This is a genomic window from Pantoea nemavictus (assembly GCF_037479095.1).
Classification (GTDB): domain Bacteria; phylum Pseudomonadota; class Gammaproteobacteria; order Enterobacterales; family Enterobacteriaceae; genus Pantoea; species Pantoea nemavictus.
The window spans coordinates 3,213,053-3,233,084 of sequence record NZ_JBBGZW010000001.1 but is presented as its reverse complement, the minus strand read 5'-3'; the positions used below and the strand labels follow the sequence as shown (position 1 = coordinate 3,233,084).

Genomic DNA, 20,032 nt, shown 5'->3' with positions numbered 1-20,032 from the left:
GAATGATATCACACTCTCTGCCACACCCTTAACGGCGCGCGTTGACCAGCTGCACCATCATTTCAATATGTTCAGCATCGTCGTTGAGCGCCGGAATATACTCGAACTTTTCGCCGCCGGCATGCAGGAAGATCTCGCAGTTCTCCCCGCTAATCTCCTCCAGCGTTTCGAGGCAATCTGCGGCAAAGCCTGGACTCATCACCTGCACGTGCTTGATGCCTTTCGCCGGCAAACTCTTCATGGTTTCGTCGGTATACGGCGTCAACCACGGCTCGCGGCCAAAGCGCGACTGGAAGGTCATCATGATCTTATGCGGTGCAATGCCTAAGGCCGCCGCCAGCGCAGCCGTGGTGTCTTTGCAGCGCTGCGGATAATCATCGCCTTCATTGGCGAAACGCTGCGGAATGCCGTGATATGACAGCACCAGCAGATCCGGTTCGCCATGCTGCGCGAAGGAGCGCTCCACCGAGGCTTTCAACGCGGCGATGTAGGCCGGATGTTCCGCATAATCGCGAATAAACGCCACTTCCGGCAGTGAACGCAGCGGTTTGAAACTGGTGGCTAATCCATCCCACACCGCCGCAACCGTCGAACAGGAGAACTGTGGATAGAGCGGCAGCACGATGAGTTTATTGACGCCCTGCGCCAGCAGACGCTGCAGGGCGCTATCCAGGCTGGGCTGGCCGTAGCTCATGCCAAGTTCAACCGGCATATCTAAACGCTGCGCTAAGGCTTCACGCTGACGTTTGCTGAACACCATCAGCGGCGAGCCTTCCTCCATCCACACCGAGGCATAGAGTTTCGAAACGCGCGGCGATCGGAATGGCACAATGATGAAATTGAGAATCGGCCACCACAATAAGCGTGGCGTATCGACCACACGTGGATCGCCGAGGAACTGTTTCAGATAGCGCTTAACCGCAGGTGTGGTGGGTGCGTCTGGCGTGCCTAAATTAACCAGCAAAACCCCGGGCTTTTCTTGCCTCATTGTATTTCCTTGATGTCGAAACGAATGGGTCAAATGCAAAATCAGGGGGAAATTGTAGCGGAAATCGTGGGAGGGGAAAGCAATTGCTGCAAAAGGGCCGGACAACCGGCCCCAGAACGCCTTAGCCGAGGATTGTGGCCAATTGCGTGCTCACTTCAGCGACCGGGCGGGTGCCGTCGATTTTGTGATATTCGGTGTTGCCGTCCTGCGCTTCTTTGCCGTAGTAGACAATCAGCGGCGCGGTCAGTTGATGGTACTCCACCAGACGCTTACGCACGGTCTCTTCCTGGTCATCTTTACGCGTGGTCAGCTCTTCGCCGGTCAGGTCATCTTTACCTGCCACTTTCGGTGGATTGTAGGTGACGTGATAAACGCGGCCGGATGGCGTATGGACTCGACGACCGACAATACGATCCACAATCAGCTCGTCCGGAACAGCAAACTCCAGCACGTAGTCAACCTTGATGCCCGCTTCTTTCATGGCATCAGCCTGCGGGATAGTGCGTGGGAAGCCATCGAGCAGGAAACCGTTTTTGCAGTCTTCCTGCGCGATACGCTCTTTAACCAGCGCAATCACTAACTCGTCAGTCACCAGTTTACCGGCATCCATGATCGCTTTAGCCTGTTGGCCCAGTTCGGTGCCTGCTTTCACTGCCGCACGCAGCATGTCACCCGTGGAGATTTGCGGAATACCGTATTTCTCCATGATAAATTGAGCCTGAGTGCCTTTACCTGCGCCCGGAGCTCCGAGCAGAATAATACGCATTGCGTAATTCCCCTTGCGAATTGCATTGTTCAATCTGAGAAGGCGAAGAACATACCATTATGACCCGCGCACCACAAGGAAACGGGCGTGCTTGCCATGAAAGGCCTACTTTGACCTGCTTTGTCAGCGAATACCAGCAGAGTGCCTGTTTTTAAGAATTACGGCTAAGCATCAGCACGTCCTTCAGGCGCTTTTTTAAGGTCGGCGTGACGTTGAGATGTTTGTTTACGCCGCCGCGCACATTGGCCCGCAGCCGCAAACGACCCTGCTGTGGCAGAACCTGAATATCCTGCGGTAATGCATGAGCATTGAGACCGCTCGGTAGCGGAAAAAGCGCAAAGGGTAAACCCGGTTGCTGAATAGAGTGCAATATAAAGGGCGAGTCGAGCGCGATATTCTCCACCATAGCAATGTTGAAGGGCCGCCACTCGCTATCATCCATTAATTCAAGTGCCTGTTCCGGCGCCTCGCCTAGCGCTAATCCCTGCTCAAACAGCCGCAGCTCGCTGCGTACCAGCGTACTGAAATCCGCGGTGCGCAGCGCAATCATCACCAGATCACCACAAAGCGCAGCATGCCTGTCGAGGCGCGCAACAAACAGCCGCGCATCGCTAATTAAGCGCTTATGCAGCTGCGTAGCAAACGACTCCGACGCATCGGTAACGCCCTGGCTTTGACATTCGCTCAGTGCGCGTACCCGGCCCTGCTGCATATCAACGTGCTCCACCAGCGCAATATTGCCCGCCATCATCGGCAAGGTGGGCAACACGCTGAGTTCACTGACCGGATATTGCGAGGCATAGCGAGTTTGATTACGCGCCTGCTCCTGACGAAGAAAGAGTTGGGAAAGCAGCACCCGTGCAATATGCAAAGAGGGGGCGAAGAAGATATCGTAATTTTCAAGCCGGTAATGACGAGACAGCAAGCCGCGAAGCTTATCGCGCGCCGCCGCCGCCCTGGCAGTAGCAAGTTGTGGAGCCATCGCGTGACATTTCTCTGGTTATTGTGCTGTGTGCGGGAAGTGAAGCGTGGCGGTAACTTCGGCGTAAAACACAGAGAGGCTCAGCCGTCAACCCGCCATAATCTGGGGGAAAGGTTAGGCCAATGCGGCTGGACATTAAAATGATATAAACTGACAATCCCTGTTAGGTTTTTACACAAGGGACGAGTATGACCGCGCTTCCATCATTACGTGCTCTGCAATATTTCCACCAGGCGGCACTGTATAGCAGTTTTAGCGTGGCGGCCGAACGTCTACATGTCACCCACAGCGCCATCAGCCATCAGGTGCGGCAGCTGGAAAGCTGGATGGGCAAGCCGCTGTTTGTGCGGGCCAGCGGACGCGTCAAATTAACCTCACACGGTGAGCGTTTGCTGGTGAGTTGTCAGAAAGCGTTCAGCGAACTCTCCACCACCTGCGAAAGCATCCGCACCGGCATGCGTCATCACCTCAGCGTCTCCTGCGCGCCCAGCTTTCTGGCGCAATGGTTGATTCCACGCATCGCCAGCTTCTATCAGCGCTATCCCGATATTGAAGTGCAGTTTCAGCCGCTGGTGGAGATTGACCAGCTGCGCAGTGAGCACACCGATGTGCTGATCCTCAGCGCTGAGCAATCACCCGATGACGATATTGATGCCACCTTGATCAGTGATGATTATATCGGCCCGCTGTGCGCTCCGCTGTTTGCGGCGCGTTTTCAAAGCGAACAGGATCTCGCCTCGCTGCCGCTGCTGCACGCCGATACGCGCCTGCATGCATGGGCGGAATGGGCGAAAACCAGCGGCGCGCGCGGCAATTTCTGGATCGGCAAGCATTTCGATAATTTGACGTTAGGGATTCAGGCGGCAAAAAATGGCTTAGGCGTGATCATGGCACCACGTCTGTTGGTGCGTAAGGAGTTGAGTGACGGCACCTTGATTGCGCCGTTGGGCTTTGTGCGCGTCGATCGCGCCACCCTGATGATGACCAAGATTTCACGCCAGCACGATGCGGAGATTACGCTGTTTCGCGATTGGTTACGCGATCAGGCGCAGATATAAAAAAGGTCGCCAGGAATGGCGACCTTACGAGTTTGGTGCAATTACGCCGTCAGCAGCTGATTCATACGACGGATAAACTGGTTCGGATCGTCGAGCGTACCGCGCTCAGCCAGCAACGCCTGATCCAGCAGCAGCTCAACCCACTCGGCAAAGCGCGTTTCGTCCTGGGTATCCGCCACGCGTTTCACCAGCGTATGCTCCGGATTGATCTCGAAGATGTACTTCACCTCCGGCACGTCCTGACCGGCCGCTGCAAACAGCTTCGCCATCTGCGTGGTCATTTCGTTAGCATCGGTGGTGACGATTGCTGGCGTGTCGGTGAGACGATGCGTCAGACGCACCTCTTTCACGCGCTCGCCCAGCAGAGTTTTCACTCGCTCAACAAACGGCTCCAGCGCTTTTTCCGCTTCTTTCTGCTCTTCGGTCTCTTCATCGGCCAGCTTGCTTAGCGAATCATCCGCTTTGCTGACTGACTGGAAGGTTTTGCCGTCGAATTCGGTGAGGTAGCTCATCATCCATTCGTCGATACGATCGGAGAGCAGCAGCACCTCAATGCCTTTCTTGCGGAACAGTTCCAGATGCGGGCTGCTCTTCGCGGCGGCATAGCTGTCGGCGGTGATGTAGTAAATCTTATCCTGACCTTCCACCATGCGGCTCAGGTAATCGTCGAGCGAAATGGTCTGCTCGGCGCCTTCGCTCTGGCTGGTGGCAAAGCGCAGCAGTTTGGCAATCGCCTGCTGATTGGCGCTGTCTTCGGCTGGACCTTCTTTCAGCACCAGACCGAACTCTTTCCAGAACTGCTGATATTTTTCCGCGTCGTCTTTCGCCAATTTTTCCAGCATCTGCAGGCTACGCTTGGTCAGCGCGGCGCGCAGGCTTTGGGTAACGCGGCTGTCCTGCAGGATTTCACGTGACACATTGAGCGGCAGATCGTTGGAATCTATCAGACCACGGACAAAGCGCAGGTAGTTCGGCATGAACTGCTCGGCGTCGTCCATGATAAACACGCGCTGCACGTAAAGTTTCAGGCCGTGCTTGCTGTCGCGATTCCACATGTCAAACGGCGCGCGCGCCGGGATGTACAGCAGGCTGGTATACTCCTGCTTACCCTCCACGCGGTTGTGGCTCCAGATCGCCGGATCGCTAAAATCATGGGCGATATGTTTGTAGAACTCGTTGTATTCGTCGTCGCTGATCTCTGACTTATTACGCGTCCACAGCGCCTGGGCTTTGTTGATCTTTTCCCAGCTGCTTTCGCCGCTCTCTTCATCTTTAGTCTCGATCTCAACCGGCAGCGCGATGTGATCGGAATATTTACTGATGACGTTACGCACGCGCCATGCATCAAGGAAATCGTCCTCGCCTTCGCGCAAGTGCAGGGTGATCTCGGTACCGCGATCGGCTTTCTCAATCTCCGCCAGCGTGTACTCACCTTCACCGGCTGATTCCCAGAATACCGCTTCATCGGCTTTTGCACCCGCCGCGCGAGTACGCACGGTGACTTTGTCGGCCACGATAAAGGCAGAATAGAAGCCAACGCCAAACTGGCCGATCAACTGGCTATCTTTTGCCTGGTCGGAACCCATGGATTCGAGGAAAGATTTGGTACCGGATTTGGCGATGGTGCCGAGGTTCTCAATCACCTCATCACGACGCATACCGATGCCGTTGTCGCTGAGCGTCAGGGTGCGGTTTTCCGGATTGACCGAGATGCGCACGCGCAGGTCGCCGTCGCCTTCATACAGATCTGGCGTCGACAGCGCGCGGAAGCGCAGCTTATCGGCGGCATCAGAGGCGTTTGAAATCAGCTCGCGCAGGAAAATCTCTTTGTTTGAATAGAGCGAATGGATCATCAGGTGCAGAAGTTGTTTTACCTCTGACTGGAAGCCACGCGTCTCTTGTCCTTTCATGGTCATTGCTACCTCAACTGAATCGGGGTTGATGATACGTTGAGAGAGAAATGGGGATGAAGGGCAGGATTTCAAGCCGATGTCCGCGAAGACATCGGCAAGTGATTAGAATTTAATCTTGTGGCGTCCGGCGAGCGAGTGCGACAGCGTGGTGCCGTCGACCATTTCCAGCTCGCCGCCAACCGGTACACCGTGCGCAATGCGGCTGGCATCAACGCCATATTGTCCGCACAGCTCGGCGATGTAGTTGGCGGTGGCTTCCCCTTCCACCGTGGGATTGGTAGCGAGGATCACTTCGGTTAAGGTTTCACGCTCCAGACGCTGCTCCAGCCGATCTAAGCCGATATCCTGCGGACCAATGCCATCCAGCGGTGACAAGTGGCCCATCAGCACAAAGTAGCGGCCGCCAAACTGGCCGGTCTGCTCAATGGCGTGAATATCCGCCGGGCTCTCCACCACGCAAATCTGACCGTTTTGTTGACGGCGTGGATTGGCGCAGATGGTGCAAATCTCCTGCTCGGTGAAGGTACGGCAATCAGCGCAGTGGCCGATTTCCGACATGGCGCGGGTCAGAGCCTGCGCCAGACGCATGCCACCGCTACGATCGCGTTGCAACAGCTGAAAAGCCATGCGCTGCGCCGACTTCGGGCCAACGCCCGGCAGGCAGCGCAACGACTCCATCAAAGATTCAAGCAGTGGACTGGTTTGCATTAGAACGGCATCTTGAAGCCAGGTGGCAGCTGCATACCGTTAGAAACTGAAGCCATTTTCTCTTTCTGCGTTTCGTCAATGCGACGCGCTGCATCGTTGAACGCCGCCGCAATCAAATCTTCCAGCATGTCTTTGTCATCTTCCAGCAAGCTTGGATCGACTTCGACACGACGGCAGTTGTGCGCACCGTTGATGGTTACTTTGACTAAGCCAGCACCTGATTCACCGGTCACTTCGATCGCGGCAATCTCTTCCTGAACTTTGGCCATTTTGTCTTGCATCTGCTGGGCCTGTTTCATCAGGTTGCCCAATCCGCCTTTACCAAACATAGTTTTCTCTCTCTGCTGGGGCTGCGCGCAATCAACGCGCGGCAGCATGTTCACACCGGTCGAATACTCTCTTCATCCAAATCGGCATCGAAGAAGCGACGCAGTGTCTGAATGTGGGTATCGCTTTCGATCGACTGCCGCGCTTGCGACAGCTTCTCTTCGTAAATGGCCTGACGCCACTCCAGTGGCGTCAATACCGTAGGATTATCGTCTTCAATAATAGTCAATTCAACCGGCTGACCGGCAGACTTACTCAACGCTTCCGTGAGCGCCTGCTTAGCAGCAGCAGAATTGAGATGGCGCTGGCTGCTGCGCAGATGCAGCGTAATGCCATTTTCCGCCACCTCTTTCCACGCGTTGAGCGCCACCTGCTGCACCAGTTTCGGCAGCGTCAGCGCGGCAATCTCAGCCGCCCATGCATCGCGCTGCTGAGCCTCTTCCGCCAGACGTAGCGCCAGCTCAGGGGTTTTCTCATGCTCAAGTGCAGAACGCAAGGCTTTTGGCGTCGCCACGGGTTCAGGCTTCGCCTCAACCGGCAGCTGGGTTTTCCAGCGATAGGCTTCCGGTTTAGCCGGTGCTTTTACCGCAGGTTCAGCCGCACGTTGTTGTACGCGTTCAGTGACGCTAGCGAGACGTTCCAGCGCCGGATTCGCCGGCCGCGCGGAACGCGCTGCCGGCTCACTCTTTTTTGCTTTGCCGGCTCCCTGACGCAGCAGCTGCGTTCGCGCCTGTAACAACTGGCTGGTGGAGTCGGGTAGCGGATCGGGCGCAGATTGCAGGTCAGGATAATCATCTGACATCGGCGGCGCCTCATTATCCGGCGGTGCCATATGCGGTTGTGCAGCCGGAGCCGCTTTCGGCGCAGACGCGACAGGCGCGGACGCTGCTGCGGGGGCCGCAACCTGCGACGCAGCTTGTGGCGCGGCTTGTGGCGCGGCTTGTGGCGTCAAGGTTGGACGCGCTACCGGCTCAGCAATTGCCGCCTGCGGATGGAATGCCAGGGCACGCAGCAGCGTCATTTCAACGCCTAAGCGACGATCCGGTGCCAGCGGCAGATCTTTCCGTCCCATCAACAGCGTTTGGTAGTAGAGCTGCACGTCCGCTGGAGGCAGCACGCGCGCTAACTCGCGCAGGCGATCGGCCTGACTGAGATCGTCCTCGCTGAGCGAACTCGGCAGCAGCTGCACCATCGCCACGCGGTGCAGTAAACGCAGCATCTCTACCAATAGCGCTTCCCACTCAACCCCGCGTGAGGCCGCCTGGTTCAGCAGCGCCATCACCTGCTCGCCCTGCCCGTCCACCAGCGCTTCAATCAACGCCAGCGGCTGTTCATCGTCGAGCGTGCCGAGCATTTGCGCCACGCTATCGCGCGTTACGCTGCCCTGCCCCATCGCAATCGCCTGATCGGTCAGGCTGAGCGCATCGCGCATACTACCGTCAGCGGCGCGGGCCAGCAGATGCAGCGCGCGCGGTTCGGCGGCGATTTGCTCTTGCTGTAATACATGCGCCAGCTGTTGCTGGATTTGCTCAACGTCGAGCGCTTTGAGATGGAATTGCAGGCAACGCGATAGGATTGTTACCGGCAGCTTCTGCGGATCGGTGGTCGCCAGCAGGAATTTAACGTGTGATGGCGGCTCTTCAAGGGTTTTCAGCAGCGCGTTAAAGCTGTGACGCGACAGCATGTGCACTTCATCGATCAGGTAGACCTTGAAGCGCCCACGCGCCGGTGCGTACTGCACGTTATCGAGCAGATCGCGCGTGTCTTCAACTTTGGTGCGCGATGCGGCATCGATCTCAATCAGATCGACAAAACGCCCCTGCTCGATTTCGCGGCAGTTATCGCATTGTCCGCACGGCGTCGAGGTGATACCGGTTTCGCAGTTAAGTCCCTTCGCCAACAGACGCGCGATCGAGGTTTTACCTACGCCGCGGGTGCCGGAAAAAAGATAAGCATGATGGATTCGTCCCAGTGACAACCCGTTGGCCAGCGCAGTCAGCACATGTTCCTGACCGACTACGTCAGCGAAAGCCTGGGGACGCCATTTTCGCGCAAGTACCTGATAGCTCATGTGGATTCAATCACTGGATTTTAGGGAGAAGGGAGAAAATGCGGTTTCGCAAACCCTGTTTATTTTGGCAGTAGTTTAACAGCCACAAGCGGATCAGCAACCGATAACTTTGCGGAGGTTGCGCCCCGCCGCACAGCGGAGCGCACAGGCCTTAGTGGCCGGGGAAATTGACCAGGCTAAAGCACTCAACGCCCATGGCGGTGAGACGGGCTTCGCCGGTCAGGTCAAACAAATTAATCACGAAGGCGGCGTCTTTCACTTCACCACCAGCGCGGCGGATCAATTTTACTGTCGCTTCAAGGGTGCCGCCCGTTGCCAGCAGATCGTCGACAACCAGCACCACATCGCCCGGCTTGATTGCATCTTTATGCAGCTCGAGCGCGTCGGTGCCGTACTCCAGCTCATAACTTTCACTGAAGGTTTCACGCGGCAGTTTGCCAGGCTTACGCACCGGCACAAAACCCACGCCCAAACCCAACGCGACAGGCGCACCAAACAGGAAGCCACGCGCCTCAGTCCCCACCACCTTGGTGATGCCTTTGTCACGATAACGCTCAACCAGAATGGCGATCGACGCGGCATAGGCCTGCGGATCTTCCATCAGACTGGTCACGTCACGGAACAGAATGCCCGGCTTAGGATAGTCAGGAATGCTTTTGATGCTGTTTTTGATGAGTTCAAGCTGCTGCGCAGTTGCGGTCATAAATGTTACGCCTGGAGAAAATATCTAATACGCGCAGCTTCTCTAGCGCCAATAACCGGAAACCGGCTTAAGCGAAGTCGTTTATAAGGGAAGCCACGCACGAAGATGCCCAAATCTATGCAAATACCCGGCTAAATGCAACCCTAACGCGACTGCGGCGGCGGGTCGGCGTTCTCTGCCACAACCGGAATGCGCCACATAAACAGCACTAGCAGAGCGAGCATTACGCCCAGCAGAATGCGCACCCACAGCAAATTCACCAGATAGATTGAGACGGAAAAGGTGGCCACAATCATCAGGATAGCGCGCCCTTTAGCCCCGGGCGGCATGGCGCGATGCTGTTGCCAGTGGCGAATATAGCGACCAAACGGCGATCGCCACAGCAACCAGTGGTGGAAACGTGGCGACGAGCGCGCAAAACACCAGGCCGCCAGCAACACAAATGGCGTGGTGGGTAATAAAGGTAATACAATGCCCAGCGTACCTAGCACAATCGCCAGCCAGCCAAGGCTCAGTAGTAAAATACGCTGCATGCCTGATGCCTGAAAGAGTCAAAACAGCGTTACGTTAACACAGTCGGAAACCGAGTGATGCCCCAACCGCCCGCACAACAGCGTCTTCATGCCATGTTAGATTTACTGCGCCAGCAGATTGCGCAGCAGCCGGATGGTGCCTGTCGTCAGCCACGTTTTGACACTCAGCTATTTCGCACCAGCGGCACGCGCCTGGCGGATTATCTGCGCGAGTTGGAAAGCAATGTTTCACAACTAACCGCAGCCGATAGCGATGTGGCGCGCCGTCAGTGGCTGGCAGAGAAAGTACTGGATCAGATCGCCGCCTTGCAACGCGAATGCGATAGCCAACAGTTGCGCGTCAAGCGTGAGCGTCCGCGCATCGATTCACGTCAAAAAAAACGCGAAGAGTACCAAGGCTTTGAACAGCGACTGCTGGCGATGATTCAGCAACGTGAACAGCATCTGGCGCGGGCTGAAACCCTGAGCGTTCAGCAGCAACTGATCCGTGAAGTTGATCAGTTACAGGAGCGTCTGGCGCGCTGTCGTGCCGCCATCTACAAACTGGAATTACAGTTTACTTCGCGCTAAGCACGGCGCTTTTTCCTCTATACTCGTTGCGATGCGCAGGAGGAGAAAATCATGACGCTGGTTTTTTGGATTGTGATGGGATTAGCCGCGGGTTGGCTCAAGCGGGTTATTTTTCCCGGTCGTCCGGGAGGATTCGTGCCTACGCTGGTGCTGGCGGTGATTGGCGCACTCATTGGTGGTTATATCGCTACTTACTTTACTACCGGCGATCTCGCCACCTTGCATCCGGCCGGTTTCGCCGCAGCGCTGCTCGGCGCACTGTTAATGCTGCTGGTCGCGGCGAAATTACGTATTTAGGAGAAAAAATGTCACTGGACAGCGCACCGGACGAAATCAAGCTTGCCGTCGATTTGATTCAACTGCTTGAAGAGAATAACGTCCCCACCGCTACCGTACTGGCGGCGTTGGCGATCGTTCAACATGATTATGAGCAAAAACAAGCGGCGGAAGTTAAGGCGGACTAAGCAGCGTTGGACTCAGCCTTAGCATATCGAGGAAGGCATCCACCAGCTGTGGTGCATCTTCTGCCAGATCAAAGCTTTGCGGGTTGAACAACCAGCTTTCCATCATGCCATTGATATAGCCCCGCATCAGTAGCGCGGCCTGGCGTGTATTGAGGCCCGCAGGCAACTGACCGGCATCAATACAGAGACGTAGCACGTTTTCAATTCGATCGTAACACTCTTGCAGTAAGCTCTGCTGCATATCCTGTAAGGTCGACATTTCGCCAACAAATTCACATTTATGAAAGATAATCTCCATTAATGCGCGTCTTTGCGGATCCTTTGCTGTGGCGTCAAGGATATAGATCAACATCGAACGGACAACAGAAAGTGGATCGCCAGGGTATTTTGTCTGATACTCAAGTTCCACATCGTCCAGCCCAGCGTCACAACGTAGCCAGATCTCATGTAATAGATCGGCTTTATTTTTGAAATGCCAGTAAATAGCACCGCGCGTGACGCCGGCCGCTGTTGCGATATCCGCCAGAGACGTGGCGGCCACACCGTGTTCGGAAAAGTGTGCTAATGCGGCGTCAAGAATTTGATGCCGTGTTTCAAGAGCTTGCGCTTTGGTTTTTCGTGCCATGCTGGGCTTTTTTTACAAACTTGTAAGTTTACATACATTTGTGAATGTATGTACCATAGCACGACCCGTGTTTTAACGCAGCAATGGGTTTATCGGTTTGTGATCCATTGATCATTTGATATCGGACACTAGAGGTTTATTTATGAATAAAAACAGAGGATTAGCGCCTCTGGCGGCCGTCCTGATGCTTTCAGGCAGCTTTGTGTTAACAGGATGTGATGATAATAAATCCCAGCAAGCCGCCCAGCAGCAGCCCCCAGAAGTGGGTGTTGTGACGTTAAAAAACGAACCCTTGAAAATTACTACTGAGCTGCCGGGCCGTACCTCGGCCTTCCGCGTTGCGGAAGTTCGCCCTCAGGTGTCAGGTATAATTCTCAAGCGTAATTTTGTTGAAGGTAGTGATGTAAAGGCCGGTCAATCGCTGTATCAAATCGATCCCGCCACCTATCAGGCAGCCTATGACAGTGCCAAAGCCGATTTAGCGCAGGCAGAAGCCAATGCCCGCGTCGCGCAGCTAACCATTACGCGTTATAAGCCGCTGCTGGGTACCAAGTACATTAGTCAGCAGGATTATGACACCGCAGCAGGCACTGCAGCGCAGACTGCGGCTGCCGCTCAGGCGGCGCGTGCCAATGTGGAAACCGCACGCATCAATCTGGCCTATACCAAAGTGACCTCGCCAATCAGCGGTCGTATTGGTAAATCGTCAGTGACCGAAGGTGCACTGGTTTCAAATGGGCAAACCACCGCGTTAGCAACCGTGCAGCAGCTCGATCCTATGTATGTTGACGTGACCCAATCCAGCGATGATTTCCTGCGTTTGCGCGCAGAGCTGGAATCCGGTCAGCTGAAACAGAATGACGGTAAGGCCAACGTCACCCTGCTGATGCAAAACGGTAGCGCATATAGCCAGTCAGGCACATTGGAATTCTCTGATGTCAGCGTGGATGAAACCACCGGTTCTATTACGCTGCGCGCCATCTTCCCGAATCCGGACAATCGCCTGCTGCCAGGTATGTTTGTTCGCGCACGTCTGGATGAAGGCACCAACCCAACCGCATTGCTGGTACCGCAACAGGGCGTAACCCGCACTCCAACCGGTCAGGCTACGGCAATGGTCGTTGGCGCAGATAACAAAGTGGAATCACGTAACATCACCGCTAATCAGGCATTTGGCGACAAATGGCTGGTGACGGAAGGTCTGAAAGAAGGCGATCGGGTGATCACCACCGGTATCCAGCGTGCCAAACCGGGTGCGCAGGTGACGCCACAAGAAGTCTCCGACGATGCCAAAGCTGCGCCAGAATCACCGTCTGCTAAATCATCGTCATAAACAGGAGCCACTGATACATGGCTAAGTTCTTTATTGATCGCCCCATTTTTGCGTGGGTGCTCGCCATCATCATTATGCTGGCCGGTGTGCTATCGATTATCAGCCTGCCGATTGAGCAATATCCCAATGTTGCGCCGCCGGCGGTTGAAATCCAGGCGACCTACCCGGGTGCTGATGCGAAAACGCTGCAAGATTCGGTGACCCAGGTCATCGAGCAAAACATGAACGGTATCGATGGACTGATGTATATGTCCTCGAGCAGCGACTCGTCAGGTACGTTGACGCTGACGCTAACCTTCCAGTCTGGTACTGATGCCGATATTGCGCAGGTTCAGGTGCAGAACAAACTGCAGCTGGCCACGCCGTTATTGCCACAAGAGGTGCAGCAACAGGGGATTCAGGTTAAGAAATCTTCCAGTAGCTTCCTGATGGTGGCCGGTTTCGTCAGTGATGACGGCACCATGACGCAGAATGATATTTCTGACTATGTCGCTTCTAACATCAAAGATCCGGTCAGCCGTATGCCGGGCGTGGGTGATACCCAGGTGTTTGGTGCGCAGTATGCGATGCGTATCTGGCTCGATCCCCACAAGCTGAATAACTATCAGCTGACACCGGTGGATGTGATCAGCGCGCTGCAAGTGCAGAACACCCAGATTGCCGCAGGTCAGTTAGGTGGTACGCCACCAGTACCAGGCCAGCAGCTGAATGCCTCGATCATTGCGCAAACCCGTCTGACATCAACAGACGAGTTCGGCAATATCTTGCTGAAAGTGAATCAGGATGGTTCGCAGGTGCGCTTGCGTGATGTAGCGAAGATTGAATTGGGTGGTGAAAACTACGAGATCATCGCGCGTTATAATGGCAAACCGGCTTCAGGTATCGGGATCAAATTGGCAACCGGTGCTAACGCGCTGGATACCGCCGATGCGGTTAAAGGCGAACTGAAGAAGCTGGAGCCGTTCTTCCCGGAAGGCATGAAAACCGTTTATCCGTACGACACCACGCCGTTCGTTAAAATTTCGATTTTCGAAGTGGTGAAAACGCTGTTTGAAGCGATCGTGCTGGTGTTCCTGGTGATGTATCTGTTCCTGCAGAACTTCCGTGCAACGCTGATTCCAACCATCGCCGTTCCGGTCGTCTTACTCGGTACCTTTGCGGTTATCAGCGCCTTTGGCTACTCGATAAACACCCTGACGATGTTCGGGATGGTGCTCGCTATCGGCCTGCTGGTAGATGACGCCATCGTGGTAGTAGAGAACGTTGAACGTGTGATGGCCGAAGAGGGCTTACCGCCTAAAGAGGCCACTAAGCGTTCGATGGAGCAGATCCAGGGCGCGCTGGTGGGTATCGCACTGGTGCTGTCTGCGGTGTTTATTCCAATGGCGTTCTTCGGCGGTTCAACCGGCGTAATCTATCGCCAGTTCTCGATCACCATCGTTTCCGCGATGGCGCTGTCGGTACTAGTGGCGTTGATTCTGACGCCTGCGCTGTGTGCCACCCTGCTGAAGCCAGTGGCAAAAGGCAACCACGGTAAAACCACCGGTTTCTTCGGCTGGTTTAACCGTATGTTCGACAAGAGCACCAACCACTATGTCGATAGTGTCGGTCATATCGTGCGCAGTACCGGTCGCTACCTGCTGATTTATCTCATTATCGTTGTCGGCATGGCCTACATGTTCCTGAAACTGCCTACCTCGTTCCTGCCGGAAGAGGATCAGGGTCTGTTACTGGCGCAGGCGCAGCTGCCGGCCGGTGCAACCCAGGAACGTACCCAGAAGGTATTGGATCAGGTAACCGATTACTTCCTGACCAAAGAGAAAGACAGCGTGAATTCGGTGTTTACCGTTAACGGCTTCGGCTTTGCCGGTCGTGGACAAAATACCGGTATTGCATTCGTCAGCCTCAAGCCGTGGGATGAGCGTGGCGATGCTAACCTGAAAGTACCTGCGATTGCCGGACGTGCCATGCAGGCGCTCGGTCAGATCAAAGATGCAATGGTATTCCCGTTCAACTTGCCAGCGATTATCGAACTGGGTAACGCCACCGGCTTTGACTTCATGCTGACCGATCAGGGTAACCTGGGTCACGAGAAGCTGACCGCCGCGCGTAACCAGCTGTTTGGCATGATTGCCCAGCATCCGGATACGCTGGTTGGCGTACGTCCAAATGGTATGGAAGATACGCCACAGTACAAACTGATTATCGATCAGGAAAAAGCGCAGGCACTGGGTGTGTCGTTGTCTGACATCAATACCACGCTGGGTTCAGCATGGGGTGGTTCTTACGTCAACGACTTCATCGATCGTGGTCGCGTGAAGAAAGTGTACGTCATGGGCGAAGCCGATTCGCGTATGTTGCCGGACGATATCAGTAAGTGGTTCGTGCGCAACAGTGGCGGCACCATGGTTCCGTTCTCCGCCTTCTCCTCGGCGAAGTGGCAGTACGGTTCACCGCGTCTGGAGCGTTATAACGGCTTGCCATCGATGGAGATCCTTGGCCAGGCAGCGCCAGGCAAGAGCTCCGGTGATGCCATGAACCTGATGGAAGAGTTGGCTGGAAAACTGCCTGCAGGTATCGGTTATGACTGGACCGGCATGTCTTATCAGGAACGCTTGTCTGGCAACCAGGCACCGGCGCTGTATGCCATCTCGCTGATTGTGGTGTTCTTGTGTCTGGCGGCGCTGTATGAGAGCTGGTCGATTCCATTCTCGGTCATGTTAGTCGTACCGCTGGGTGTCGTCGGCGCACTGCTGTTTACTACGCTGCGTGGCCTGAGCAACGACGTCTACTTTGTGGTGGGCTTGTTGACCACCATAGGATTGTCGGCGAAGAACGCCATCCTGATTGTCGAATTTGCTAAGGATTTGATGGAGAAGGAAGGCAAAGGGTTGGTTGAATCAACGCTGGAAGCATCCCGTATGCGTCTGCGTCCGATTCTGATGACCTCACTCGCCTTTATCCTGGGCGTAATGCCGCTGGCGATCAGTACTGGTGCGGGTTCTGGCGCGCAGAACGCGGTAGGTACTGGCGTTATGGGCGGGATGGTAACAGCAACTGCGCTGGCTATCTTCTTCGTTCCGGTGTTCTTCGTGGTGGTTCGCCGCCGCTTCAGTAAGAACAAAGGTGATATTGAACAGGGTCATCCTGTCGAGCATAAACACTAAGTTTTACCCTTCCCGAAAAGGCCGCTGATGCGGCCTTTTTTATTACCCCTTCACCACCCTGCAAAAACACCTGTGTTTAACGCGGTTGCATTCATCATGCTTCGGGTTCATACTGTTGTTATAGTATAACATTACATAACGAGGTTACTATGAAACCGGATATTCATCCCCATTATCGCGCTGTGGTGTTTCACGACACGTCAGCTAACGAATACTTCAAAGTTGGCTCCACCATCAAAACCGAGCGCACCATCGAGTATGAAGGTGAAGTGCTGCCGTACGTTACGCTGGATGTTTCCTCAAAATCCCACGTGTTCTACACCGGTAAACAAAAAGATTTCGCCAAAGAGGGCAGCACCGCGCGCTTCAATCAGCGTTTTGGCAGCTTCCTGACGCGTAACAAGTAACACGGGGGATTAGGCATGCAGGTATTGAGTTCATTGCGCTCTGCGAAGTCGCGCCATAAAGATTGCAAAGTGGTGCGTCGCAAAGGTCGCATCTATGTGATTTGCAAAACCAATCCGCGCTTTAAGGCGGTTCAGGGAAGAAAGAAAAAAAGGTAGGAATGTGTCGTGATAATTGGCCGGGATGCTCCCCGGCCTTTTTTTTACTTCATGCTATGCAGAATGGCGTCAACATTGTGTTTGAACGCGGCCACATAGGTCGCCGCGGGACCATCAGCTTCAGACAACGCTTCCGGATAGAGTTCCCCGCCCGGCTTTGCCCCCGTTTCGCTGGCGATCTGTTTTACCAGACGCGGATCGGTTTGATTCTCCATAAAGTAGGTATTAATGTGCTCGGCCTTTAGCTGTTTGATGATCGAGGCCACGTCGCTGGCGCTGGCTTCTGCTTCGGTTGAAAAGCCAACGGGCGCAAGGAAGCTAACACCGTAACGTTGGCCGAAATAGCCAAAGGCATCGTGGCTGGTCAGCACTTTACGTTTGTTTTTCGGCACTTCAGCAAACGCGGTTTCCGCCCAGCTATCCAGCTTCTGCAATTGCTGAATGTAACTTTCACCGCTTTTGCGAATATCCACTGCATCTTCAGGATCTGCTTTTATCAGCGCATTCATCACATTCGTGGCGTAAATCACACCGTTTTGCATACTGTTCCACGCGTGCGGATCGGTGATGCTTTTACCGTCCTCTTCCATCTTGCGCGTGTTCACGCCATTCGATGCCACTACAATCGTGCCTTTGTAGCCTGAAGCGCTGATCAGGCGATCCATCCACCCTTCCATGCCTAAACCACTAACGAACACCACATCAGCCTGCGACAGCGCCTGGCTATCTTGCGGCGTGGGTTCGAAGGTGTGAGGATCGCCATTTGGGCCAACTAACGATTTCACATTAACGTGCTCGCCACCTACCTGCTTCACGATATCTGCCAGCACGGTAAAGCTCGCCACAACATCAACGCTTTTGGCCAGCGCCAGCGGGCTAATCAGCATGGCGCTAATCGCCAAACTCAGCGGTAACTTTTTCATTCATATCCCCTTTATTGGTTTCGTTATCGGCGGCGCAACAGGCCGCCACATGGTCCTGTCAAAACAGAAAGTAGAAAGAGCACCGCAGCACTCAGCACTACCGCAGGTCCAGCCGGCAGCGAGAAATGCCACGATAGAATCAGGCCGATAAACGCAGAGACGATCGCCAGCAGCATGGCGATGCCGAGCATGCAGGCGAGATGGCGGCTCCAGAAGCGCGCGCTGGTTGCAGGTAACATCATCAATCCCACTGACATCAGCGTGCCCAGCACCTGAAAGCCTGCCACCAGATTGAGCACCACCAGCATCAGGAACAACCCGTGCACCAGCGGCGCGCTCCATTTGCCTTGGGCGCGCAGGAAATCGGGATCGAATGCATCTATCACCAGCGGACGGAAGATCACCGCCAGCAGCAGCAAAGTGAAAGCCGCAATGCCGCCGACCAACAGAATCGCCGCGTTATCCACCGCCAGCAGCGATCCAAATAACACGTGCAGAAGATCGACGCTGGAACCCCGTAGCGACACCAGCGTGACACCGAGCGCGAGCGAACCGAGGTAGAAGCCAGAAAAGCTGGCATCCTCTTTCAAGTGCGTATAACGGCTAACCGCGCCGGAGAGCAGCGCCACTGCCAAACCGGCAATCAGGCCGCCAATGCCCATCGCCACCAGCGATAATCCCGATACCAGATAACCCATCGCCGCGCCGGGTAATACGGCATGTGATAGCGCATCGCCGACCAAACTCATGCGGCGCAGTGAAAGGAACACGCCCAGCGGAGTTGCGCTGATCGCCAGTGCCACGCAGGCGACTAGCGCACGGCGCATGAAACCAAATTCGATGAAGGGTTGAATTAATGTCACGACGCCACCTTGCGCAATTGCGGAGCGTGTGCAGAGTCAGTGTCATCCAGTGACAACACATCCTGAAAATAACGCGCCACCAGCGGGCGATCGTGCAGTACCACCAATATTGTGGTTCCCGCTCGCTGCTGCTGCTCAAGAATGGACATCAGCAGCGTGACGGTTTGCGTATCAATACCGTTGAAGGGTTCATCCAGCAGCCAGAGCTGGCTGCGCTGCAGCATCAGACGCGCGAACAGCACTCGCTGCAGTTGTCCACCGGATAAGGTAGAAGGTTGAGCATCAGCAAACTCACGCATCTGGACCGCATCCAGCGCTGCGTCAATTTCTTTGCATAAGGACCGATTGATGCTGCCGAACCAGCCGCAGCGCGGCCAGCACCCCATCGCCACCAGTTCATAAGCCGTAAGAGGAAAACGCGTTTCAAGTTCGCTGCGCTGCGGTAGCCACCCCAGCGCTTTGCGCTGAATCTGCAATTCACAGTGACCGGAAATTGGCGGCAGTAAACCAGCAATGGTTTTCAATAAGGTCGATTTTCCGCTGCCATTAGCACCAATCAGCGCCGTCATGCTGCCCTTTGTCAGCTCGCCGTTAATAACTGGCGTTACCGCCCGCCCCTGATAACCTGCCTGTAAGCGGTTGAAATGCATCATTTCTGCATTCCCCACCATAATGCCAGCGCCAGAAAGGCAATCAACGCCAGCGCGACCAGTAACCGGCCGCCAAGGGATAGAAGTAAACCGCTGTGATTCATACTCAATAACCAATAATGTTATAACATAACAATAATGGTACCCGATTCCGCCTTCATTGCGCCTGAGTAAAAGTGTTTCAAAAGTTGACCGCTGGCGAAGATATTCCCGGTAATTCACCGTTTTTACTTGATTGAGTTATGAAACCCATCACAACGATTACTCTTTCTGTTTATTAGCGACTTGCAATGTCGGGCAAGAAGCTCAATGATAGAAACATCATTCTTTTACTGGATACAAAATGCCGTCTATTATTCATTGTGATATTGCTGTGGATGAGGACGATTGCGAAAAGTTAGTAAGAATTATCCAGGGGAATATTCTCAAAATAGCCGAGGCATTAGCCGGTGATTTACAGTGGTATTCTCAAAACGCGCAATTAGTTCCCGACAGCTTCCAGATTATTTCTATTCAACCAACCGACAATAATCGATTTAAAATGCTTTACGATTTCAACTGGAATTTATTTAATCCTTGCCTGGATTTAAATGAAACGTTTACGCGTCGTGAAGAAGTGATGTTCCAGGTAAACCCCGGCGCACTGGTGTTTGAAGTGATTGACAATACCCGCCCCTCTCCTGCCGACGAATTGTAATATTTGGTAATTGAGGTGAGCAAAGCTAATGATTGTGGATTACATTTAAGGAGTCGCTGAATACGCTTTATTCGTGATCGCTTCCTGGTAGCTTTTCCTAATCTCGCCGCGCTGCGGTAACTGTGCTA

The 20,032-nt window shown here is 54.5% G+C and carries 22 protein-coding genes and 1 other annotated feature; of the genes, 9 read left to right on the top strand and 13 right to left on the bottom strand.

All coding sequences use genetic code 11. From position 1 onward, the window contains the following. Positions 1 to 28: 28 nt before the first annotated feature. The 3 genes from hemH to WH298_RS14755 form a co-directional block, all read right to left on the bottom strand. Complete coding sequence (gene hemH / locus WH298_RS14765) at positions 29 to 988, bottom strand: ferrochelatase (protein WP_007886891.1); 960 nt, start codon at positions 986 to 988, stop codon at positions 29 to 31. A gap of 121 nt (positions 989 to 1,109) precedes the next feature. After that, positions 1,110 to 1,754 (bottom strand): adenylate kinase, encoded by a 645-nt coding sequence (gene adk / locus WH298_RS14760; RefSeq protein ID WP_180823187.1) that lies wholly within the window; start codon positions 1,752 to 1,754, stop codon positions 1,110 to 1,112. A 151-nt stretch (positions 1,755 to 1,905) separates the two neighbouring features. Then, positions 1,906 to 2,736 (bottom strand): DUF6024 family protein, encoded by an 831-nt coding sequence (locus tag WH298_RS14755; protein ID WP_007886893.1) that lies wholly within the window; start codon positions 2,734 to 2,736, stop codon positions 1,906 to 1,908. A 188-nt stretch (positions 2,737 to 2,924) separates the two neighbouring features. Between WH298_RS14755 and WH298_RS14750 the strand changes: the two genes are divergently transcribed. Then, a complete protein-coding gene (locus WH298_RS14750) occupies positions 2,925 to 3,794 on the top strand; it encodes a LysR substrate-binding domain-containing protein (protein ID WP_007886894.1) in 870 nt (289 codons plus the stop codon). A 41-nt stretch (positions 3,795 to 3,835) separates the two neighbouring features. On the opposite strand, the gene htpG is transcribed toward WH298_RS14750, so the two are convergent. The 6 genes from htpG to WH298_RS14720 form a co-directional block, all read right to left on the bottom strand. Next, positions 3,836 to 5,710 (bottom strand): molecular chaperone HtpG, encoded by a 1,875-nt coding sequence (gene htpG / locus WH298_RS14745; RefSeq protein WP_180823186.1) that lies wholly within the window; start codon positions 5,708 to 5,710, stop codon positions 3,836 to 3,838. Positions 5,711 to 5,809: 99 nt separating this feature from the next. Beyond that, positions 5,810 to 6,415, bottom strand: coding sequence for a recombination mediator RecR (recR, locus tag WH298_RS14740; RefSeq protein ID WP_007886897.1), 606 nt, complete (start codon positions 6,413 to 6,415; stop codon positions 5,810 to 5,812). Beyond that, positions 6,415 to 6,744 carry a YbaB/EbfC family nucleoid-associated protein gene (locus tag WH298_RS14735; RefSeq protein WP_007886899.1) on the bottom strand — a complete coding sequence of 110 codons (330 nt, stop codon included), beginning with the start codon at positions 6,742 to 6,744 and terminating at the stop codon, positions 6,415 to 6,417. The genes recR and WH298_RS14735 overlap by 1 nt, the downstream gene beginning before the upstream one ends. 50 nt (positions 6,745 to 6,794) lie before the next feature. Beyond that, positions 6,795 to 8,813 carry a DNA polymerase III subunit gamma/tau gene (dnaX, locus tag WH298_RS14730; RefSeq protein ID WP_180823185.1) on the bottom strand — a complete coding sequence of 673 codons (2,019 nt, stop codon included), beginning with the start codon at positions 8,811 to 8,813 and terminating at the stop codon, positions 6,795 to 6,797. Next, positions 7,392 to 7,453, bottom strand: a sequence feature (DnaX frameshifting element). (Overlaps the previous gene by 62 nt.) 151 nt (positions 8,814 to 8,964) lie before the next feature. Then, complete coding sequence (gene apt, locus WH298_RS14725) at positions 8,965 to 9,516, bottom strand: adenine phosphoribosyltransferase (protein ID WP_049850827.1); 552 nt, start codon at positions 9,514 to 9,516, stop codon at positions 8,965 to 8,967. 143 nt (positions 9,517 to 9,659) lie between these two features. Then, on the bottom strand, positions 9,660 to 10,049 hold the full coding sequence (locus WH298_RS14720; RefSeq protein ID WP_180823184.1) for a DUF454 family protein: 390 nt from the start codon (positions 10,047 to 10,049) through the stop codon (positions 9,660 to 9,662). A 57-nt stretch (positions 10,050 to 10,106) separates the two neighbouring features. Here WH298_RS14720 and priC point away from each other — a divergent pair, with 57 nt between their 5' ends. Genes priC through rsmS form a run of 3 tightly spaced genes read left to right on the top strand, consistent with a single transcriptional unit; the run spans position 10,107 to position 11,083 of the window. Then, positions 10,107 to 10,619 (top strand): primosomal replication protein PriC, encoded by a 513-nt coding sequence (gene priC, locus WH298_RS14715; protein WP_180823183.1) that lies wholly within the window; start codon positions 10,107 to 10,109, stop codon positions 10,617 to 10,619. Positions 10,620 to 10,670: 51 nt separating this feature from the next. Then, positions 10,671 to 10,916, top strand: a complete 246-nt coding sequence (locus WH298_RS14710; protein ID WP_007886909.1) for a GlsB/YeaQ/YmgE family stress response membrane protein — start codon at positions 10,671 to 10,673, stop codon at positions 10,914 to 10,916. A gap of 8 nt (positions 10,917 to 10,924) precedes the next feature. After that, a complete protein-coding gene (rsmS, locus tag WH298_RS14705) occupies positions 10,925 to 11,083 on the top strand; it encodes a pleiotropic regulatory protein RsmS (RefSeq protein ID WP_007886913.1) in 159 nt (52 codons plus the stop codon). Here the strand turns inward: rsmS and acrR are convergent. Beyond that, positions 11,070 to 11,708, bottom strand: coding sequence for a multidrug efflux transporter transcriptional repressor AcrR (gene acrR / locus WH298_RS14700; protein WP_007886915.1), 639 nt, complete (start codon positions 11,706 to 11,708; stop codon positions 11,070 to 11,072). The genes rsmS and acrR overlap by 14 nt on opposite strands. A 142-nt stretch (positions 11,709 to 11,850) precedes the next feature. Here acrR and WH298_RS14695 point away from each other — a divergent pair, with 142 nt between their 5' ends. The 4 genes from WH298_RS14695 to ykgO all read left to right on the top strand — a co-directional run bounded on the left by WH298_RS14695 (position 11,851) and on the right by ykgO (position 16,771). After that, positions 11,851 to 13,041, top strand: a complete 1,191-nt coding sequence (locus tag WH298_RS14695; RefSeq protein WP_049850825.1) for an efflux RND transporter periplasmic adaptor subunit — start codon at positions 11,851 to 11,853, stop codon at positions 13,039 to 13,041. 17 nt (positions 13,042 to 13,058) lie between these two features. After that, positions 13,059 to 16,208: a multidrug efflux RND transporter permease subunit AcrB gene (locus WH298_RS14690; protein ID WP_007886918.1), complete on the top strand. Its 3,150-nt coding sequence runs from the start codon at positions 13,059 to 13,061 to the stop codon at positions 16,206 to 16,208. A 149-nt stretch (positions 16,209 to 16,357) separates the two neighbouring features. Continuing rightward, complete coding sequence (locus WH298_RS14685) at positions 16,358 to 16,615, top strand: type B 50S ribosomal protein L31 (protein ID WP_007886920.1); 258 nt, start codon at positions 16,358 to 16,360, stop codon at positions 16,613 to 16,615. A 15-nt stretch (positions 16,616 to 16,630) separates the two neighbouring features. Then, entirely contained in the window at positions 16,631 to 16,771 is a 141-nt protein-coding gene (ykgO, locus tag WH298_RS14680) for a type B 50S ribosomal protein L36 (protein WP_007886922.1), read from the top strand. A gap of 44 nt (positions 16,772 to 16,815) precedes the next feature. On the opposite strand, the gene WH298_RS14675 is transcribed toward ykgO, so the two are convergent. From WH298_RS14675 to WH298_RS14665, 3 genes are read right to left on the bottom strand one after another with little or no spacing between them, the layout of a single operon-like run. Continuing rightward, positions 16,816 to 17,694 (bottom strand): metal ABC transporter substrate-binding protein, encoded by an 879-nt coding sequence (locus WH298_RS14675; protein WP_180823182.1) that lies wholly within the window; start codon positions 17,692 to 17,694, stop codon positions 16,816 to 16,818. Positions 17,695 to 17,717: 23 nt separating this feature from the next. Beyond that, complete coding sequence (locus WH298_RS14670; RefSeq protein WP_049850823.1) at positions 17,718 to 18,557, bottom strand: metal ABC transporter permease; 840 nt, start codon at positions 18,555 to 18,557, stop codon at positions 17,718 to 17,720. Then, complete coding sequence (locus WH298_RS14665) at positions 18,554 to 19,210, bottom strand: metal ABC transporter ATP-binding protein (protein ID WP_180823181.1); 657 nt, start codon at positions 19,208 to 19,210, stop codon at positions 18,554 to 18,556. The genes WH298_RS14670 and WH298_RS14665 overlap by 4 nt, the downstream gene beginning before the upstream one ends. A 340-nt stretch (positions 19,211 to 19,550) precedes the next feature. Between WH298_RS14665 and WH298_RS14660 the strand changes: the two genes are divergently transcribed. Further along, positions 19,551 to 19,904 (top strand): hypothetical protein, encoded by a 354-nt coding sequence (locus WH298_RS14660; RefSeq protein WP_049850822.1) that lies wholly within the window; start codon positions 19,551 to 19,553, stop codon positions 19,902 to 19,904. The last annotated feature ends 128 nt before the right edge of the window (positions 19,905 to 20,032 follow it).

Coding starts and splice junctions, on each gene's coding strand:
- hemH (WP_007886891.1), bottom strand. CDS start 988: ATGAGGCAAGAAAAGCCCGGGGTTTTGCTGGTTAATTTAGGCACGCCA.
- adk (WP_180823187.1), bottom strand. CDS start 1,754: ATGCGTATTATTCTGCTCGGAGCTCCGGGCGCAGGTAAAGGCACTCAG.
- WH298_RS14755 (WP_007886893.1), bottom strand. CDS start 2,736: ATGGCTCCACAACTTGCTACTGCCAGGGCGGCGGCGGCGCGCGATAAG.
- WH298_RS14750 (WP_007886894.1), top strand. CDS start 2,925: ATGACCGCGCTTCCATCATTACGTGCTCTGCAATATTTCCACCAGGCG.
- htpG (WP_180823186.1), bottom strand. CDS start 5,710: ATGACCATGAAAGGACAAGAGACGCGTGGCTTCCAGTCAGAGGTAAAA.
- recR (WP_007886897.1), bottom strand. CDS start 6,415: ATGCAAACCAGTCCACTGCTTGAATCTTTGATGGAGTCGTTGCGCTGC.
- WH298_RS14735 (WP_007886899.1), bottom strand. CDS start 6,744: ATGTTTGGTAAAGGCGGATTGGGCAACCTGATGAAACAGGCCCAGCAG.
- dnaX (WP_180823185.1), bottom strand. CDS start 8,813: ATGAGCTATCAGGTACTTGCGCGAAAATGGCGTCCCCAGGCTTTCGCT.
- apt (WP_049850827.1), bottom strand. CDS start 9,516: ATGACCGCAACTGCGCAGCAGCTTGAACTCATCAAAAACAGCATCAAA.
- WH298_RS14720 (WP_180823184.1), bottom strand. CDS start 10,049: ATGCAGCGTATTTTACTACTGAGCCTTGGCTGGCTGGCGATTGTGCTA.
- priC (WP_180823183.1), top strand. CDS start 10,107: ATGCCCCAACCGCCCGCACAACAGCGTCTTCATGCCATGTTAGATTTA.
- WH298_RS14710 (WP_007886909.1), top strand. CDS start 10,671: ATGACGCTGGTTTTTTGGATTGTGATGGGATTAGCCGCGGGTTGGCTC.
- rsmS (WP_007886913.1), top strand. CDS start 10,925: ATGTCACTGGACAGCGCACCGGACGAAATCAAGCTTGCCGTCGATTTG.
- acrR (WP_007886915.1), bottom strand. CDS start 11,708: ATGGCACGAAAAACCAAAGCGCAAGCTCTTGAAACACGGCATCAAATT.
- WH298_RS14695 (WP_049850825.1), top strand. CDS start 11,851: ATGAATAAAAACAGAGGATTAGCGCCTCTGGCGGCCGTCCTGATGCTT.
- WH298_RS14690 (WP_007886918.1), top strand. CDS start 13,059: ATGGCTAAGTTCTTTATTGATCGCCCCATTTTTGCGTGGGTGCTCGCC.
- WH298_RS14685 (WP_007886920.1), top strand. CDS start 16,358: ATGAAACCGGATATTCATCCCCATTATCGCGCTGTGGTGTTTCACGAC.
- ykgO (WP_007886922.1), top strand. CDS start 16,631: ATGCAGGTATTGAGTTCATTGCGCTCTGCGAAGTCGCGCCATAAAGAT.
- WH298_RS14675 (WP_180823182.1), bottom strand. CDS start 17,694: ATGAAAAAGTTACCGCTGAGTTTGGCGATTAGCGCCATGCTGATTAGC.
- WH298_RS14665 (WP_180823181.1), bottom strand. CDS start 19,210: ATGATGCATTTCAACCGCTTACAGGCAGGTTATCAGGGGCGGGCGGTA.
- WH298_RS14660 (WP_049850822.1), top strand. CDS start 19,551: ATGCCGTCTATTATTCATTGTGATATTGCTGTGGATGAGGACGATTGC.